The sequence below is a fragment of the Aeromonas sp. 601039 genome (assembly GCF_049174415.1).
Taxonomy (GTDB): Bacteria; Pseudomonadota; Gammaproteobacteria; order Enterobacterales; family Aeromonadaceae; genus Aeromonas; species Aeromonas veronii_A.
This window is the reverse complement of sequence record NZ_JAAKTL010000003.1, coordinates 289,350-307,021: the sequence shown is the minus strand read 5'-3', so window position 1 is coordinate 307,021 and position 17,672 is coordinate 289,350. Positions and strand designations below refer to the sequence as shown.

Genomic DNA, 17,672 nt, shown 5'->3' with positions numbered 1-17,672 from the left:
ACTTAAAGGCGGATGCTCTATCCGACTGAGCTAACGGGACAAATTTTACAAATCAACAACATCTTAAGAGCTATGCAAAATGGTAACTCTTTTTTGTAAGGAGTAACAGCAAGGCTTTACTAGGTAACCTTACCATCTCTCCAGCCCTTGCCTACTCTAGTCACCTCAAAAAGTGGTAACACTTTGGGGGTTAGTTTTGCTCTATCCAACTGAGCTAAGGGCGCTTTGTATCAACACGTCTTAGGGACGAGTCGATGAACATGGTCGGTGATAAAGGATTCGAACCTTTGACCCTCTGGTCCCAAACCAGATGCGCTACCGGGCTGCGCTAATCACCGAAAATCCCTGACCAGCATATCGACAAGAGTCGTACTGGGTAACGGGCGGGCATCATAGCCAAGCGTAAGGGCCAGCGTCAACGACTTTTTCCCCCAGTAAATTCAAGTGCCTACTTATTGCCCGCTACAGGTCTGGCGTGCGTCTGCCGCTAACATCCCGGCTAAAAAAATGCGACAATGCGCGGCAGTTGAACACATGGTGAGTGGAGAACGATGTCTGCCAAAATCATAGATGGAAAACAGGTTGCGCAAACGATTCGCAGCCAGGTCGCGGCGCAAGTCCAACAGCGGTTGGCGGCAGGGAAACGGGCTCCAGGGCTGGCAGTCATTCTGGTGGGGGCGGATCCAGCCTCTCAGGTCTATGTCGGCAGCAAACGTCGGGCGTGCGAGGAGGTGGGTTTTCTCTCCCGCTCCTATGATCTGAGTGCCACTGCCAGTCAGGAAGAGTTGCTGGCGCTGATCGACCAGCTGAATGCGGATAGCCACGTAGATGGCATTCTGGTTCAGTTGCCGTTGCCGGATCACTTTGATACCACTCAGGTGCTGGAGCGGATCCAGCCTGACAAGGATGTAGATGGATTTCACCCGTATAACGTCGGCCGTCTGGCCCAACGTATTCCGGCGCTGCGCCCCTGCACTCCGAAAGGGATCATGACACTGATCGAGACCACCGGCGTGAAGACACATGGTCTGCATGCGGTCGTGGTGGGAGCGTCCAACATAGTGGGGCGTCCCATGACCCTCGAATTGTTGCTGGCTGGCTGCACAACCACGACCTGTCACCGCTTTACCCGGGATCTGGAAGAGCAGGTTCGCCGTGCCGATCTGCTGGTTGTTGCGGTCGGCAAGCCCAACTTCATTCCTGGCGAGTGGATCAAACCGGGGGCACTGGTAATCGATGTAGGCATCAATCGCCTGGCTGATGGCTCGCTGGTCGGGGATGTGGAGTTTGAGACGGCGCGCAGCCATGCCTCCTTCATTACCCCGGTACCCGGTGGCGTGGGCCCGATGACGGTCGCCAGCCTGATGGAAAATACCCTGATCGCCTGTAGTGAATATCACGACTGATCAGGCTGGCGATAACTCTGTGATCCCGTGAGGAGGCAGGACTCGCCAGAAATCTGACAATAAAAAACCGGTTGCTCAGAGAGGAACCGGTTTTTTATTTATCCAACGGGTGTTATTTACATATTTTGTGCTTCGTTTGGCACAATCACAGAGGCGTGATTTCCTTTCGGCCCCTGTTGCAGTTCAAAATTGACAGCCTGACCCGCTTTCAGGGTCTTGTAGCCCTCCATTTGAATCGTGGAGTAGTGAGCGAAGATATCCTCACCGCCCCCTTCCGGACAGATAAACCCAAATCCTTTTGCGTTGTTAAACCACTTAACTGTGCCGGTTGCCATACTTCTACATCCTTTTATTGATTACCCAGAAGTCGTTGAGTAACCTGCGCCAGCCCTTTATAACTAGGGACATGGGCCCATAGCAGACGGGCACAGATTAGCAAGTAACCAATCTAGTCTAACTTTTGAGCGAGTCAAGAAGTTGTTAACAGCTGATGTGATCTGGTTAACAAGTCTATTGACAACCTTGTGTTAGACGGTAGTAATCTAGAGGTACCAAAGCGCGATTATGAGCAAGCAGAAAGAACTCTTTGCTAATGAAGAGATTGCAGAAGCAGAGAAAACAAAGCTGCAGCCGCCACCCATGTATAAGGTTGTGTTGAACAACGATGACTACACGCCCATGGAGTTTGTGGTGGAGGTGCTGCAAAAGTTCTTTGGTATGGATTTGGACAAGGCGACTCAGGTCATGCTGAGTGTGCATTATAGTGGTAAGGGTGTCTGCGGCATGTTTACCGCAGAGATCGCCGAAACCAAGGTTGTCCAGGTCAACACCTATGCACGTAACAACGAACATCCACTGCTCTGTACTATGGAAAAGGCTTGAATCTGATGACTTGATGGCGAGTGTGACACCACATTGTAGCTGTACTAGGGGAGGTGCCTATGTTGAATAAAGATCTAGAAAAGACGCTGAACGAGGCTTTCAAACTGGCCCGTGACGAGCGCCACGAATTCATGACCGTCGAGCACCTGTTGTTAGCCCTTCTGGATAACAGTTCAGCCCATGAGGCGCTGAGCTCCTGTGGTGCCGATGTCGAGCAGATGCGCAAAGAGATCCGCGCATTCATCACCCAAACTACTCCGCTCATACCGCGCGACGATGAAGATCGTGAAACCCAGCCGACACTGGGCTTCCAGCGCGTGTTGCAGCGTGCCGTCTTCCATGTGCAATCCTCCGGCAATACCGAAGTCAGCGGCGCCAACGTGCTGGTCGCTATCTTCAGTGAGCAGGAGTCACAAGCTGCCTATTTCCTGAAAAAAGCCGAGATCAGCCGTCTCGACGTCGTCAATTTCCTCTCCCACGGGGTGCGCAAGGACAGCAAGCCGGATCTCGGCAGCAATAACAATCCCGAGTCTGATGATGATGTTTCGGCCGCACAGATCGAGAGCTTTGCCACCAACCTGAACCAGCTGGTGCTGGAAGGGCGCATCGATCCGCTGATTGGCCGTGATCAGGAGCTCAATCGTACCATTCAGGTGCTCTGCCGCCGTCGCAAGAACAACCCGCTGCTGGTAGGTGAAGCCGGCGTGGGGAAAACCGCCATTGCCGAAGGGTTGGCCTATCGCATCGTCAAGGGGGATGTGCCCGAGGTGATTGCGGGCAGTACCATCTATTCGCTGGATATGGGTTCTCTGCTGGCGGGCACCAAATACCGTGGTGATTTCGAGAAGCGCCTCAAAGTACTGCTCAAGCAGATTGAGCGTCAGGAAGGGGCCATCCTCTTTATCGACGAGATCCATACCATCATTGGTGCCGGTGCTGCTTCCGGTGGTCAGCTGGATGCGGCCAACCTGATCAAGCCGCTGCTCTCCAATGGTTTGCTCCGCTGTGTGGGATCCACCACTTATCAGGAGTACGCCCAGATCTTCGAGAAAGACCGTGCGTTGGCCCGTCGCTTCCAGAAGATCGATATTGTTGAGCCGACTATCGATGACACCACGCGCATCCTGATGGGGCTCAAGAGTCGCTACGAAGCCCACCACGGCGTGCGCTATACCGCCAAGGCGATCCGTGCAGCTGCCGAGCTCTCTGCCAAGTACATCAATGATCGTCATTTACCCGACAAGGCGATCGACGTGATCGACGAAGCGGGTGCCGGTCAGCGGTTGCTGCCGGCGAGCAAGCGCAAGAAAGTGATCAATGTGCAAGAAATTGAGTCCATCGTAGCCAAGATCGCCCGCATTCCGGAGAAATCAGTTTCTTCCTCGGATAAAGAGGTGCTAAAGAACCTGGAGCGCAATCTCAAGATGGTGGTTTTTGGTCAGGATAAAGCCATCGAGGTGCTGACCGATGCGATTCGCCTCTCTCGTTCAGGTTTGGGTAACGAGCGTCGCCCGGTAGGGTGCTTCCTCTTCGCTGGTCCGACCGGGGTGGGCAAGACCGAGGTCACCCAGCAGCTTGGTAAGGCGCTGGGTGTCGAGATGCTGCGCTTTGATATGTCCGAGTACATGGAACGCCATACCGTATCTCGTCTGATTGGTGCGCCTCCCGGCTATGTCGGTTTTGAGCAGGGTGGTCTGCTGACTGATGCGGTGATCAAGCATCCTCATTCCGTCGTGTTGCTTGACGAAATTGAGAAAGCTCACCCGGACGTATTCAATCTGCTGTTGCAGGTGATGGACAACGGCACCCTGACCGACAACAACGGGCGCAAGGCGGATTTCCGTAACGTGATTTTGGTCATGACTACCAACGCCGGTGTGCAGGAGACTCAGCGTAAATCGATTGGCTTCCAGCAACAGGATTTGAGCCACGATGCCATGGCGGTGATCAACAAGACCTTCAGTCCGGAGTTTCGCAACCGGCTTGATCACACCATCTGGTTCAACCATCTGGATATGACGGTGATCCATCAGGTGGTCGACAAGTTCATTGTCGAATTGCAGGTTCAACTGGATGCGAAGGGAGTTTCTCTCGAGGTGTCCGAGCGTGCCCGCCACTGGTTGGCGGAGAAGGGGTATGACAGAGCCATGGGCGCCAGACCGATGGGTCGGGTTATCCAGGAGCACCTCAAGAAACCCCTGGCCAACGAGATCCTGTTCGGTTCACTGGTTGACGGGGGAATAGTGAAGGTTGAGTTGGTAAATGACAGCCTCAGCTTTGATTTTCAGGTCAATGTTGAAGCTGTTTCCCACTAAGCGTCAGTGATCAGAAAACGACAAAAAACCCCAACCGAAAGGTTGGGGTTTTTTGCTGAATTCCTGGCTTAGCGAGAGCGGAAAACAATACGTCCCTTGGAGAGATCGTAGGGAGTCAGTGCTACCGTTACTTTGTCTCCAGTCAGGATACGAATGTAGTTTTTGCGCATCTTGCCTGAAATATGAGCGATAACCACGTGACCATTCTCCAGTTCCACACGGAACATGGTATTGGGCAGGGTTTCGAGAATAGTGCCCTGCATCTCAATACTGTCTTCTTTAGCCATTGAATCCTCTTGATAAGCCACAACAAAAAACCGCTGGATCATGCCGGATTTAAGGCTATGTGTAAAGTTTACTCGGGCTTGGTGTCGATATTTTTCCATTCTCCCTGAATTAACAGCTCGTGAGGGAGATAATTGCGCTTGTAATTCATCTTGCGGCACGCCTCCACCAGATAGCCAAGATAGAGCCAGCTTCGCCCTGTTCGCTTGGCCAGATCTAGCTGGCAGAGGATGGCAAAGGTGCCCAGGGAGCGATCGGCATAATCCGGATCGAAGAAGGTATACATGGCGCTCAAGGAGTGGGGCAGCAGGTCTGTGGTGGCGACACCGATCAGGCGGCCCTCTTTGCGCATCTCCAGGTAGAGCGGCGGCATCCAGTCACAATGGAGAAACCCGCGATACTGGCTGCGGTTGGGGGGATACATGCTGCCATCGTGATGGCGTTCGCGGATATAGCGTTCGTAGAGCAGGTAATACTCGGGCTTGTCATCGTAGCTCAGGACGATCTCGATATCCCTGTTGAGCTGGCGGATCCGCTTCTGGCCTCGGCTGGGACGAAAGCGTTCGCTGTGAATACGAAGGGACTGGCAGGCATGGCACGCCGGGCAGTGGGGACGATAGATGTCGTTGCCACTGCGGCGAAAACCGGCAGTCAACAATCGCTCGTAACCGTTGGCGTTGAGCAGATTGTGATCCATCAGCACCAGCAACTGCTCCTGTTCATGGTCCAGATAACTGCAGGGATGCTTGGGAGTCAGCCCTACTTTGAGGATCACTTCTTCAGTCATAAGCTGATCTCCCCCTCTTGCCAGCAGGAAGCCAATAGTGGTTGATGGCCAAGGCGCGCCAGCTCAGCCAGAAAACGGGCCCGTGGCCACTCCTCGATACCCAGGGTCGCCAGAAACGGGTTTTGCATCTGGCAATCGATGAGGGCGCCGCGATGGCGGGCGAAGTGGCGACAGAGTGCCACCATGGCAAGTTTGGCGCCGTTATCAATCCGGCTGAACATGGATTCACCGCAAAACAGTCGGCCGATAGAGAGGCCATACAGTCCCGCTTGCAGCTCTCCCTCCTGCCAGATCTCGATAGAGTGGGCATGACCCAGCCGGTGCAACTGCTGGTAGGCCTCGATCATGGGTTGACTGATCCAGGTGCCATCGGCAGTGCGACGAGGGGCGGCGCAGGCGGTAATGACTTCATTAAAGGCGCGATTGACGGAAATATCGAATGGGGTACGGCGGATAATCTTTTGCAGTGTCCGTCCCACATGGAGTTGGTCTGGGCGGATCACTCCGCGGGGATCCGGTGACCACCACAGGGTCGGCTGGTGGGGTTCATTCCACGGGAAGATCCCCTTGTGGTAAGCTGCCAGCAATCTGGCAGGGGAGAGATCCCCGCCGATCGCCAGCAAGCCGTTGGGCTCTTCCAGCGCATGGCTGGGGTCGGGAAACCAGCAAAGCTCATCATCCAGTTGGGTAAGATAGCGAGACATAAGGCAACGAGGTTCATAGATGAAGGCCATTATCCTGATAGTATCCAGCTTGCTCTGCTTTGTCACGGCGCCCGCCGGGGCGGAGGTCTACCAGCGCAATACCGCGCGGCCGGTCAATCAGGTGGTGTTTGGCCAGGTCGAAACGGTGCGCAATATTACCCAGCGCCAGATCCTGGAGTCCGAGCACTCTGGCTGGAAGACGCTGGGTGGTGCCGTGTTGGGCGGCCTGCTGGGCAACCAGTTTGGCGGCGGTCATGGTCGTGAAATCGCCACCGCCGTCGGGGCGCTCGCGGGAGCTGCGGCTGCGCAGCAATACCAGTCCGGGGGAACCGTGGTGGAAAACAAGTTGGTGGAGCTGCTGATCCGCAACGAGCAAAATGCCCTTATCAACGTGATCCAGGATTATGATCCCGCCATGGTCTTTGCCAATGGGGACAAGGTGCGCATTCTCTACTTCGATGATGGGGTGCGGGTCGACAAGACTTACTGACTTTCGATAGTCATGGTGATGGGGAGACTGTGGCGGGAAAGGAACCCGCAGACTCTCCTGCTGGAAAGTCTGTCGGGCGGTAATACACGGGACTGATGCCCTGAGGATTCAGATAGTTATCTCTTGAGAGACTATCTTGTCGCGACCGGTGTTCTTTGCCTGATAGAGCAGCCGATCCGCTACGCTCAGCGCCTCGTCCATGGATATCCGCCCGACGCTGATCACGCCGTAACTGGCGCGAACAAAGAGCGGGGTTTCCGGTGACAAGGGTTGCTGGCGCAGCTGCTGACGCAGCCCTTCAAGACGCTTGATCAACACGGGGACGGTACAGTGAGGCACCATCATGGCAAACTCCTCTCCGCCAAAGCGGGCGATCATGGCATCGGGGAAGAACTGGGTCAGTAGCCGGGTCAGATGGCAGAGCAGTTGATCGCCGATGGCATGGCCCCAGTGATCGTTGACCTGCTTGAAGTGATCCACATCGAGCACACAGAGTGCAAGAGGCGTCTGCAGGCGCTGATGCTCTTCAAACCATTTTTGCCCTTCGTTGAACCAGTAGCGCCGGTTGTAGAGACCGGTCAGGTAATCACGATTGGCTGACTCCTGAATGCTGTTGAACTGCTCGAGCGCTTCCAGATTGTGGCTGACCCGACACTGCAGTTCTTCCGGCTCGAACGGCTGGTTGAGAAAGTCGTTGGCGCCCTGCTTGAGGTAGCGAGCAGAGAGACCGCGCTTGTCCGAGACCGAGATCCCGATAATCGCGAGCTGCTGCTTGCTGTATCGCTCTCTCAGCATCCGCACCAGACTGATGCCATCGATATCCGGCATATAGTAGTCGACCAGTGCCAGCCGGATGTCCGGGTGTTGCTCCAGCATCGCCATCGCTTCACGGGCATGACTGGCCTCATGCACCTGCAACAACTGCTTGCGCAACTGGGCCATGGTGCGGTGACGGGAGGTGCGTGAGTCGTCGACTACCAGCACTTCGATCGACTGGTTGAGATAGAGGCGGTGCACCAGACTGACGGCATATTGCAGCGAGTGGCGCGAATCCTTCATCACATAGTCCAGCACGCCGGTTTCCAGCCAGGCGGCACGTTTATCCTCGCTGATGTCGGCAGTGAGGATCACCACCGGCAAACCTCGAGCCAGCAGCTCGTTGACCGCTTCGCCACGGGGCGCATCCGGCAAGGTCAGGTCCACCAGCGCGACCACATACTCCTCTCCCCGACAGTGACGGGCACCTTCTAGGGTATCGAAGGCGTCAATCTCGAGGCCAGTTTGCTGGGCAATGGCCTGAGTCAGCATACGGCGGATGGTCAGGCTATCTTCGACAATCAATATCTTCTGTTTCATTAGACTCCTTTAAATAAAAAAGGCATACCGACTGGTATGCCTTATATCACATCTGCGCTTGTTTATTGCGCGTCGAGGTAGCGTTCGGCATCGAGGGCTGCCATGCAGCCGGTACCGGCAGAGGTGATCGCCTGACGGTAGTTGTGGTCGGCCACATCGCCGGCAGCGAAGACACCTTCAATGCTGGTCTGGGTGGCAAAACCGTCGAGGCCGCCACGTACCTTCAGATAGCCGTTTTGCATCTCCAGCTGGCCATCGAAGATCTGGGTGTTGGGCTGGTGGCCGATGGCGATGAAGACGCCCATCAGCGGCAGCTCGCTGGTGCTGTTGTCCTGAGTGTTGCGCAGGCGCACACCGGTGACCCCCATCTGATCACCCAGCACTTCGTCCAGGGTCTGGTGGGTGTGCAGCACGATGTTGCCGCTCGCAACCTTGTCGTGCAGACGCTTGATCAGGATCTTCTCGGCACGGAATTCGTCGCGGCGGTGGATCAGGTGCACCTTTTTGGCGATGTTGGCCAGATACAAGGCCTCTTCCACAGCGGTGTTGCCGCCGCCGATCACCGCCACTTCCTGATTGCGATAGAAGAAACCGTCACAGGTGGCACAGGCAGAGACGCCGCGCCCCTTGAAGGCCTCTTCGGAGGGCAGACCCAGATACTTGGCGGAGGCACCGGTCGCGATGATCAGGGCATCGCAGGTGTACTCGCCGTTGTCGCCCTTGAGACGGAACGGGCGCTGAGTCAGTTCGACACTGTTGATGTGATCAAACAGGATGCGGGTATCGAACTTCTCTGCATGCTCTTTCATGCGCTCCATCAGGGCCGGGCCGGTCAGCCCTTCCGGATCACCTGGCCAGTTTTCCACTTCGGTGGTGGTGGTCAGCTGACCCCCTTGCTGCATGCCGGTGATGAGCAGGGGATTGAGGTTGGCGCGGGCGGCATAGACGGCCGCGGTGTAACCGGCCGGGCCTGACCCTAAGATCAGCAATTTGCTGTGAGTGACTTGGCTCATGATGTCATTTCCGGGATGTGATGAGTTTGCGCGATTGTAGGTAATTCGTGATCCGGGGTCAAAGGCTGGTGAGTCGATTGCACTAATCGTGTTCACAAGGGGTGACATGCAAAATAAAGGAATAAAAAAACCGCCCATCGCGGGCGGATTTTCACTTATCTCCAACTGGCGCAGGCCAGCGCAGATCAGTTCAGCAGGGTCAGGGGATCCGTGTAGGCAAGGCCATGTGCCACGGCCACTTCCTTGCAGGTGAGTTTGCCCTCCATCACGTTGAGCCCGTGCAACAGGTTGGGGTCGCTCAGCAGTGCCTGACGATATCCTTGCTGGGCCAGCTTGATGATAAAGGGGAGGGTGGCATTGTTGAGCGCCACGGTCGAGGTGCGGGCCACCGCCCCCGGCATGTTGGCGACACAGTAGTGCACCACCTCATCGACAATATAGGTCGGATCCTGGTGGGTGGTGGCGTGGGAGGTTTCCACACAGCCGCCCTGATCGATGGCCACATCGACGATGGCAGAACCCGGCTTCATGCGCGCAATGTGGTCACGGCGGACAAGTTTTGGCGCAGTGGCACCCGGTACCAGCACGCCGCCGATGACCAGATCGGCCGCCAGCAGATGACGTTCCAGTGTCTCGCTGTTGGAGTAAACCACCTTGGCCGCTCCCTGGAACTCGTTATCGAGACGGCGCAGGGTATCGACGTTGTTGTCGAGGATGGTCACATCCGCGCGCAGGCCTATGGCCATGCGAGCCGCATTGGAGCCGACCACGCCGCCACCGATGATCACCACCTTGGCCGGTTCGACACCGGGTACGCCGCCGAGCAGCACACCGCTCCCACCGCGCGATTTTTCCAGCGCCTGGGCACCCGCCTGAATAGACATGCGACCTGCGACTTCCGACATGGGGGCCAGCAGGGGCAGGCCGCCACGGCCGTCGGTGACGGTTTCATAGGCGATACAGATGGCGCCGCTTTTCAGCAGGGCTTCGGTCTGGGGCAAGTCTGGCGCCAGATGCAGATAGGTGAACAGGGTTTGACCCGGATGCAGCATGGCACATTCGACAGGCTGAGGTTCCTTGACCTTGACGATCATCTCGGCTTTGGCGAAAACCTCTGCTGCAGAGGCCAAAATTTCGGCTCCAACAGCGATATAATCTGCATCGCTGAAGCCAATGCCGTTTCCGGCACCGCTTTGGACGAAAACAGTATGGTTTCGTGCTGTCAGTTCACGTACACTGGCCGGAACCATGCCTACGCGGTATTCATGGTTTTTTATCTCTTTAGGTACACCGATAATCATGCTATCCCTCGTCTATAGATTGGTGTTTCATGTTGCCAAAATGTTAACCAACATTTGCGCCTAGTATATTCAGGTATTGACAGGATTTGTGACCATAATTATAAAATGACTGGTGATTCTTACCAAAAAATAGCCAAAGGATGGAATAAAATGATGGAAGCTAAGAGTCGGCTAAAGGATTTGGACAGGATTGACCGCAACATTCTTAATGAACTGCAAAAGGATGGCAGGATTTCGAATGTTGAGTTGTCCAAGCGAGTTGGCCTGAGTCCTACACCGTGTCTGGAACGGGTTCGTCGCCTCGAGCGACAAGGTTATATCGAAGGATATGCCGCTATTCTGAACCCTCATTATCTGGACGCATCTCTGCTGGTGTTTGTAGAGATAACCCTCAATCGCGGGGCGCCTGATGTGTTTGAACAGTTCAACAAGGCTGTTCAGGTGCTCGAAGAGATCCAGGAGTGTCATCTGGTTTCCGGTGACTTCGACTATCTGCTCAAGACCCGAGTCAGCGACATGTCGGCTTACCGCCGTCTGTTGGGGGAAACCCTGCTGCGTCTGCCCGGTGTCAATGACACCCGCACCTACGTGGTGATGGAAGAGGTCAAGCAGAGCAGTCGTCTGGTGATCAGCACCCGATAAAGCAGGTTATGCCGTGGTATCTTTTCCATATGAGACACCATGACAGTCAGAAACGAGCGGCCGGTCCGCTCGTTTCTTCTTGTAAAGATAATTGCAAATATGGCCCCGTCCCATCAGGCTCTGGCTGACAATCGATGGGCTTTTCGGGGATACTAGGCCCCCTTATTTCCTGCATTACATGTTTTCAGAAAGGAGCCGGAGTTTGGCCGATAAAAAGCTGTTTACTCCTTTATCAGGTACACAACGGATCTTCGAAGCCGTCTTGATCGCCATCACCCTGATGGCTGCTTATCTTCTGCTTGCCCTGTTGTCCTATCATCCCGCTGATCCCGGCTGGTCCCAGACCTCCTGGCAAGGGGAGGTGAAGAACCTCGCCGGTAGTGCCGGTGCCTGGCTCGCCGACATCACCATGTTTACCTTTGGTGCTTTCTCCTATCTGGTGCCGCCGCTGGTGGTACTGCTGGGCTGGAGTCTGTTCTGGCGCCCGAGCCGTCTGCTCGATGTGGATTACCTCACCCTGGGGGTGCGGATCATCGGCTTTATCCTGACCGTGCTCGGCATGTCGGCCATTGCCAGCATGAACTTCAACGATATGCAAAACTTCTCCGCCGGTGGTCTGGTGGGGGATGTGATCGCTTCTGCAGTGGTGCCGCTGTTTGGCGGCGTCGGGGCCAACCTGATGCTGCTCTGCTTCGTGGCAACCGGCATCACCCTGTTTACCGGCTGGTCCTGGCTCACCATCGTCGAGCAGATCGGCGCGGCCTGTACCGGTTCGGTCAGCGCTGTTTACCACTTCCCGACCACCCTCGGCCGCTGGCTGACCGGTGGCTGGCGTCAACCCCGCAACGAGGGGCCGGATCCCTTGTTGGAAGGCGGGGTAGGGGCCATTGCGTTTGATGACGAGGAAGATGAGCCGCACACCAGCTGGACTCGCAAGCCCAAGGCCAAGAACCAGAAGGCTGCCGCCGAAGAGTGGCTGCCCGAACTCGACGACGATACCTTCGAGTTCGATCCTCAGTTTGATGATGAAGATGATGAGCCGGTTCCGGCTGCCAAGCCGAAACGTGCGGTGGCGGCTGCCAATGGGCGCCGTCAGCCGGTACTGGCTGTGGCCGATGACGATGATGAGGACGATCTGGATCTGCCCTGGGCCGAAGGGGACGACGAGGTTGCCGCGCCGGTAGCCGTCGCACCAACCAAGCCCAAGCGTCGTCCGCAGTCAACAATGCCGCCGTTACCGAGTATCGAACTGCTGGACAGACCGCCAGCCAAGACTCAGATGATGAGCAAGGATGAGCTGGATCGCATGGGCCGTCTGGTGGAGGCCAAGCTTGCCGACTACAACGTGCAGGCCAAGGTGGTCGGTGTCTATCCGGGCCCGGTTATTACCCGTTTCGAGCTGGATCTGGCGCCGGGCATGAAGGCGAGCAAGATCACCAACCTGTCCCGCGATCTGGCCCGCTCTTTGTCTGCCAGCAGCGTGCGGGTGGTTGAGGTGATCCCGGGCAAGACCTATGTGGGGATCGAGCTGCCCAACCGGGTGCGTCAGACCGTTTACCTGCGCGAAACCCTCGACTGCGATGCCTTCCGCGATAGCCGCAACCCGCTCACCATGGGCCTGGGTCAGGACATCGCCGGCGAGCCGGTGGTAGTGAACCTGGCCAAGATGCCGCACCTGCTGGTGGCCGGTACCACAGGTTCCGGTAAGTCGGTGGGGGTCAACACCATGATCATCTCGATGCTCTACAAGTCATCCCCCGATGACCTGCGCTTTATCATGATCGACCCCAAGATGCTGGAACTCTCGGTCTACGAAGGGATCCCGCACCTGCTGACCGAGGTGGTGACCGACATGAAGGACGCCGCCAACGCCCTGCGCTGGTGCGTGGGGGAGATGGAACGCCGTTACAAGCTGATGTCGGCGGTCGGGGTGCGTAACCTCAAGGGCTACAACGACAAGGTAGTGGCTGCCATCGAGGAGGGGGAACCCCTGCTGGATCCGTTGTGGCGTCCGGGCGATTCCATGGATCAGATGCCGCCGGAGCTGGAGAAGCTGCCCCACATTGTGGTGGTAGTGGACGAGTTTGCCGACATGATGATGATCGTCGGCAAGAAGGTGGAAGAGCTGATTGCCCGTATCGCCCAGAAGGCGCGGGCGGCCGGTATTCACCTTATCCTTGCGACCCAGCGTCCGTCGGTGGATGTCATTACCGGTCTTATCAAGGCCAACATCCCGACCCGGATTTCGTTCCAGGTGTCGAGCAAGATTGACTCCCGGACCATCATCGATCAGGGCGGCGCCGAATCTCTGCTCGGCATGGGTGACATGCTCTACATGCCGGCCGGTACTTCCAACCCGACCCGGGTGCACGGCGCCTTTGTCGATGACCACGAGGTACACAAGGTGGTGGCGGACTGGAAACTGCGCGGCGAGCCGAACTACATCGATGAGATTCTTTCGGGCGAATCTGGTGGTGAAGGTGGCAGCGGCGAATATGGCGGTAGTGACGACGAAGAGCTCGACCCCCTGTTTGACGAAGCGGTTGCCTTCGTGGTGGAGTCCCGCCGTGGCTCGACCTCCAGCGTGCAGCGCAAGTTCAAGATTGGTTACAACCGGGCTGCTCGTCTCATCGAGCAGATGGAAAATCAGGGCATTGTGAGCGCCCCGGGTGGCAACGGTCAGCGCGATGTGCTGGCTCCGCCGCCGGTGCGGGACTAAGGCCCACCCTTTTACTGTTATCCTGGCCATGCCCCTTACGGGCGTGGCCTTTTATCGAGATGGTCGTTATGAAAAGCATGATGAAAAAACAGCTGTTGATCGGATCCATGCTGCTGGTTGCCAGCAGCCAGGTGTGGGCCGACGCGGCCAGCGATCTCAAGCAGAAGCTGGCCAGTGTCAGCCTCTTCTCCGCCAAGTTCTCCCAGACTGTCTACGACAGCAAGGGCAAGGAGCTGCAGCGCGCCAGCGGCGATCTGCTGGTGCAGCGCCCAAACCATTTCAATTGGCATACCACTGCGCCTGACGAGAGCCTGATCGTGGCTGATGGCAAGGATGTCTGGGTGTATGATCCCTTCGTCGAGCAGGTCACCGCCCTTAAAATGAAGGATGCGGTGCTCAATACCCCCTTCGTGCTTATCACCGGCAATGACGAAAAACTGTGGAAGCAGTACGACGTGACTCAGCAGGGTGATGTCTACACAGTCACCAGCCGTGATCCGAGCGAGCTTATCGCCTCCTTCAGTGTAACCTTCGATCGCGACAACAACATCAGCCGCTTCGATGTGAAAGAGGCGCAGGGGCAGTGGACCGAATTTACCCTCAATAACTTCAACCGCAAGCCGGTGCTCAAGGGTAACGAATTTGTCTTCAAGATCCCGAAGGGGGTCGAGCTGGATGATCAGCGCTGATGAGCAATCTTTCGCTGGATTTCTCCTCGGACTTTCGTCCGCTGGCGGCCCGGATGCGGCCGCAAAACCTCGACCAGTATATCGGTCAGCAGCATATCCTGGGGGCTGACAAGCCCCTGCGCAAAGCGATCCTGGCGGGTCACTGCCACTCCATGATCCTGTGGGGGCCACCCGGTACCGGTAAAACCACGCTGGCGGAGCTGGTGGCTCACTACTGTCAGGCGGAAGTGGAGCGACTCTCGGCAGTGACCTCAGGCATCAAGGAGATCCGCGCCGCCATCGACAAGGCCAAAGAGAACAGCTGGCGCGGGGTGCGCACCATCCTCTTCGTGGATGAAGTGCACCGCTTCAACAAGAGTCAGCAGGATGTGTTCCTGCCTCATATCGAAGATGGCACCATCACCTTTATCGGTGCCACCACCGAAAACCCCTCGTTCGAACTCAACAACGCGCTGCTCTCCCGTGCTCGGGTCTATCTACTCAAGCGACTTGAGGAGAGCGACATCCTCGCCATGCTCGATCAGGCGATGACCGATCCCCGTGGTCTCAATGATCCGGTGCTCACCTTTGCCCCCGGGGTGAAGGAGGCGCTGGCCAAGGCGGTGGATGGGGACGGGCGTAAATCCCTCAACTATCTGGAGCTGTTGGCCGACATGGCCGAAACCGACAGCACAGGGGCGAGGGTGATCGACAGCGCGCTGCTTGCCGCCGTAGCGGGGGAACATGTGGCCCGCTTCGACAAGGGGGGGGATCACTTCTACGACCTCATCTCGGCGGTGCATAAATCTATCCGCGGCTCGGCACCGGATGCGGCACTCTACTGGTATGCCCGCATGGTGAGTGCCGGCTGCGATCCGCTCTACATTGCCCGCCGATTGCTGGCGATTGCCTCGGAAGATGTGGGCAATGCCGATCCCCGTGCCATGCAGGTGGCGCTATCTGCCTGGGATTGTTTCCACCGCATCGGGCCGGCGGAAGGGGAGCGGGCTATCGCCCAGGCGATCGTCTATCTCGCCTGCGCCCCGAAAAGCAATGCGGTCTATACCGCCTGGAAGGCGGCGCTTCATGATGCCAAAAACCTCCCTGACTTCGAGGTGCCGGTACACCTGCGCAATGCGCCGACCAAATTGATGAGCGATCTGGGCTATGGCGCCGAGTATCGCTACGCCCATGACGAGCCGGGCGCCTATGCTGCGGGCGAGCAGTATTTCCCGCCAGAGCTTGCCGGCAAGCAGTACTACCAGCCCACCGATCGCGGCCTTGAAAAGCAGATTGGTCAGAAGCTCGATTACCTCCATGAACTGGACAGGCAAAGTCCGCAGCAACGGGGCAAATAGCCCCGCTTGTTTGTCAGCAGAATGAAAATTGGTCAAGTACCGGAATAATTGGGGTGTTTGACCGCACAAGTCGGCAAAAACGACCCAAATAGTCCCTGTTCGGGCAGGGGGGCGGTCTGCTACACTGCCCCTCTGACCCCGTTGGTTTCGGCCTGATACCATCTTCTTGATTTCGAAGGCCTGGCTCTCAAGGCGACGGGGGCCAACCGATGTTAACTTCCGGATCTGTTTTTTAGCCCGTCATGATGACTCAGGCCCAGATCCCTTATTAAAAAAGTAGGTAACCCATGCTGGATCCCAAATATCTGCGCAGCGACATCGATGAAGCTGCCGCTCGTCTGGCGACACGTGGCTACGTTCTGGACGTAGCGGCTGTCAATGCTCTGGAAGAGAAGCGCAAGGATCTGCAGTCCCGTACCCAGGAGCTGCAGGCCGAGCGCAATGCCCGCTCCAAGTCCATCGGTGAGGCTGCCCGTCGCGGTGAAGATGTTGGCCCGCTCAAGGCCGAGGTGACCAAGATCAATGACGAGCTGGAAACCAGCAAAGTCGAGCTGGATGCGCTGCTGGCCGAGCTGAAAACCATTGCCGACGCCATCCCCAACCTGCCGAGCGAGACCACCCCTGTGGGTCGTGACGAGAACGACAACGTGGAAGTGCGCCGTTGGGGTACCCCGCGTCACTTCGACTTCCCGGTACGGGATCATATCGATCTGGGCGAAGCGGCCAAGGGCGTTGATTTCAAGAACGGCGTCAAGCTCTCCGGTTCCCGTTTCGTGGTGATGAAGGGCCAGATTGCCCGTCTGCACCGCGCCCTGGCCCAGTTCATGCTGGATCTGCACACCCTGCAGCACGGTTACACCGAGTGCTACGTGCCTTATCTGGTCAACCCGGACAGCCTGTACGGTACCGGCCAGCTGCCGAAGTTCTCCCAGGATCTGTTCAATACCGGTATTGACGGGGAAGGGGAAGAAGAGGGCAAGGTGCGCAAGTTCTCCCTGATCCCGACCTCCGAAGTGCCGCTCACCAACATGGCGCGCGACGAGATCTTCGACGAGCAGGAGCTGCCGATCAAGATGACCGCTCACAGCCCCTGCTTCCGCTCCGAAGCGGGCTCCTACGGTCGTGATACCCGTGGTCTCATCCGTATGCACCAGTTCGACAAGGTCGAGATGGTACAGCTGGTTCATCCGGAGAAATCCTGGGAAGCGCTGGAGGAGATGGTCGGTCACGCCGAGAAGGTGCTGCAACTGCTGGAACTGCCGTATCGCGTGATGGCGCTCTCTACCGGTGACATGGGCTTCTGCGCGGCCAAGACCTACGATCTGGAAGTGTGGCTGCCGGCCCAGAACACCTACCGTGAGATCTCCTCCGTCTCCAACTGCACCGACTTCCAGGCGCGCCGCATGCAGGCTCGCGTGCGTGTCGATGGCAAGCCGCAGCTCATTCACACCTTGAATGGCTCAGGTCTGGCTGTGGGTCGTACCTTGGTCGCTGTGCTTGAGAACTACCAGCAGGCAGATGGTCGTATCGCCATTCCGGCCGCGCTGCAATCCTATATGGGTGGCCTGACCCACATCGGGTAAGCTCACGCAGCTGACCACAACGCCATGGCATTGCCATGGCGTTGTGCATTCTGGCGCCGAACAATCGTTTTAGTGCTGAAAATGCAGATTTTCGGCGCAGCTTTGAACAGTTAACACATTTTTATCAAGCAATGCGCAATCGTTTTTGTTAGACTGCGCCGCA

The 17,672-nt window shown here is 56.9% G+C and carries 16 protein-coding genes and 1 tRNA gene; 9 read left to right on the top strand and 8 right to left on the bottom strand.

The window, feature by feature from the left end; all coding sequences use genetic code 11:
- Positions 1–261: 261 nt before the first annotated feature.
- Positions 262–338, bottom strand: a tRNA-Pro gene (locus G5195_RS04805).
- Between the two features lie 213 nt (positions 339–551).
- Here G5195_RS04805 and folD point away from each other — a divergent pair.
- Entirely contained in the window at positions 552–1,406 is an 855-nt protein-coding gene (folD, locus tag G5195_RS04800) for a bifunctional methylenetetrahydrofolate dehydrogenase/methenyltetrahydrofolate cyclohydrolase FolD (protein WP_005337113.1), read from the top strand.
- A gap of 116 nt (positions 1,407–1,522) precedes the next feature.
- Here folD and cspD read toward each other — a convergent pair whose 3' ends face one another.
- Complete coding sequence (cspD, locus tag G5195_RS04795) at positions 1,523–1,741, bottom strand: cold shock-like protein CspD (RefSeq protein ID WP_005300025.1); 219 nt, start codon at positions 1,739–1,741, stop codon at positions 1,523–1,525.
- A 229-nt stretch (positions 1,742–1,970) separates the two neighbouring features.
- On the opposite strand from cspD, the gene clpS reads away from it, so the two are divergent.
- Positions 1,971–2,288, top strand: coding sequence for an ATP-dependent Clp protease adapter ClpS (gene clpS, locus G5195_RS04790; RefSeq protein ID WP_005337111.1), 318 nt, complete (start codon positions 1,971–1,973; stop codon positions 2,286–2,288).
- A 59-nt stretch (positions 2,289–2,347) separates the two neighbouring features.
- Positions 2,348–4,603, top strand: a complete 2,256-nt coding sequence (clpA, locus tag G5195_RS04785; RefSeq protein ID WP_005337110.1) for an ATP-dependent Clp protease ATP-binding subunit ClpA — start codon at positions 2,348–2,350, stop codon at positions 4,601–4,603.
- Between the two features lie 68 nt (positions 4,604–4,671).
- On the opposite strand, the gene infA is transcribed toward clpA, so the two are convergent.
- The 3 genes from infA to aat all read right to left on the bottom strand — a co-directional run bounded on the left by infA (position 4,672) and on the right by aat (position 6,379).
- Positions 4,672–4,890: a translation initiation factor IF-1 gene (gene infA, locus G5195_RS04780; protein WP_005300033.1), complete on the bottom strand. Its 219-nt coding sequence runs from the start codon at positions 4,888–4,890 to the stop codon at positions 4,672–4,674.
- Between the two features lie 68 nt (positions 4,891–4,958).
- Positions 4,959–5,675 carry an arginyltransferase gene (locus G5195_RS04775; RefSeq protein WP_005337108.1) on the bottom strand — a complete coding sequence of 239 codons (717 nt, stop codon included), beginning with the start codon at positions 5,673–5,675 and terminating at the stop codon, positions 4,959–4,961.
- Positions 5,672–6,379, bottom strand: a complete 708-nt coding sequence (aat, locus tag G5195_RS04770; protein ID WP_019445527.1) for a leucyl/phenylalanyl-tRNA--protein transferase — start codon at positions 6,377–6,379, stop codon at positions 5,672–5,674. Before aat ends, G5195_RS04775 begins: the two co-directional genes overlap by 4 nt.
- A 19-nt stretch (positions 6,380–6,398) precedes the next feature.
- Here aat and G5195_RS04765 point away from each other — a divergent pair, with 19 nt between their 5' ends.
- Positions 6,399–6,869: a glycine zipper 2TM domain-containing protein gene (locus G5195_RS04765; RefSeq protein ID WP_005337104.1), complete on the top strand. Its 471-nt coding sequence runs from the start codon at positions 6,399–6,401 to the stop codon at positions 6,867–6,869.
- A 108-nt stretch (positions 6,870–6,977) separates the two neighbouring features.
- Here G5195_RS04765 and G5195_RS04760 read toward each other — a convergent pair whose 3' ends face one another.
- From G5195_RS04760 to ald, 3 genes are all read right to left on the bottom strand, one after another.
- Positions 6,978–8,225: a diguanylate cyclase gene (locus tag G5195_RS04760; protein WP_058057438.1), complete on the bottom strand. Its 1,248-nt coding sequence runs from the start codon at positions 8,223–8,225 to the stop codon at positions 6,978–6,980.
- 62 nt (positions 8,226–8,287) lie between these two features.
- A complete protein-coding gene (trxB, locus tag G5195_RS04755; RefSeq protein WP_019445530.1) occupies positions 8,288–9,238 on the bottom strand; it encodes a thioredoxin-disulfide reductase in 951 nt (316 codons plus the stop codon).
- A gap of 185 nt (positions 9,239–9,423) precedes the next feature.
- Positions 9,424–10,539 carry an alanine dehydrogenase gene (gene ald, locus G5195_RS04750; RefSeq protein ID WP_167567199.1) on the bottom strand — a complete coding sequence of 372 codons (1,116 nt, stop codon included), beginning with the start codon at positions 10,537–10,539 and terminating at the stop codon, positions 9,424–9,426.
- A 150-nt stretch (positions 10,540–10,689) separates the two neighbouring features.
- Between ald and lrp the strand changes: the two genes are divergently transcribed.
- The 5 genes from lrp to serS all read left to right on the top strand — a co-directional run bounded on the left by lrp (position 10,690) and on the right by serS (position 17,509).
- Entirely contained in the window at positions 10,690–11,181 is a 492-nt protein-coding gene (gene lrp, locus G5195_RS04745) for a leucine-responsive transcriptional regulator Lrp (RefSeq protein ID WP_005300047.1), read from the top strand.
- Between the two features lie 202 nt (positions 11,182–11,383).
- Positions 11,384–13,900: a DNA translocase FtsK 4TM domain-containing protein gene (locus tag G5195_RS04740; RefSeq protein ID WP_421221578.1), complete on the top strand. Its 2,517-nt coding sequence runs from the start codon at positions 11,384–11,386 to the stop codon at positions 13,898–13,900.
- 80 nt (positions 13,901–13,980) lie between these two features.
- Positions 13,981–14,589, top strand: coding sequence for an outer membrane lipoprotein chaperone LolA (gene lolA, locus G5195_RS04735; protein WP_421221656.1), 609 nt, complete (start codon positions 13,981–13,983; stop codon positions 14,587–14,589).
- The gene (locus G5195_RS04730) at positions 14,589–15,926 is read left to right on the top strand and encodes a replication-associated recombination protein A (protein WP_421221577.1); all 1,338 of its coding nucleotides are present in this window, start codon (positions 14,589–14,591) and stop codon (positions 15,924–15,926) included. Before lolA ends, G5195_RS04730 begins: the two co-directional genes overlap by 1 nt.
- A gap of 287 nt (positions 15,927–16,213) precedes the next feature.
- The gene (serS, locus tag G5195_RS04725) at positions 16,214–17,509 is read left to right on the top strand and encodes a serine--tRNA ligase (RefSeq protein WP_216953400.1); all 1,296 of its coding nucleotides are present in this window, start codon (positions 16,214–16,216) and stop codon (positions 17,507–17,509) included.
- Positions 17,510–17,672 lie beyond the last annotated feature (163 nt).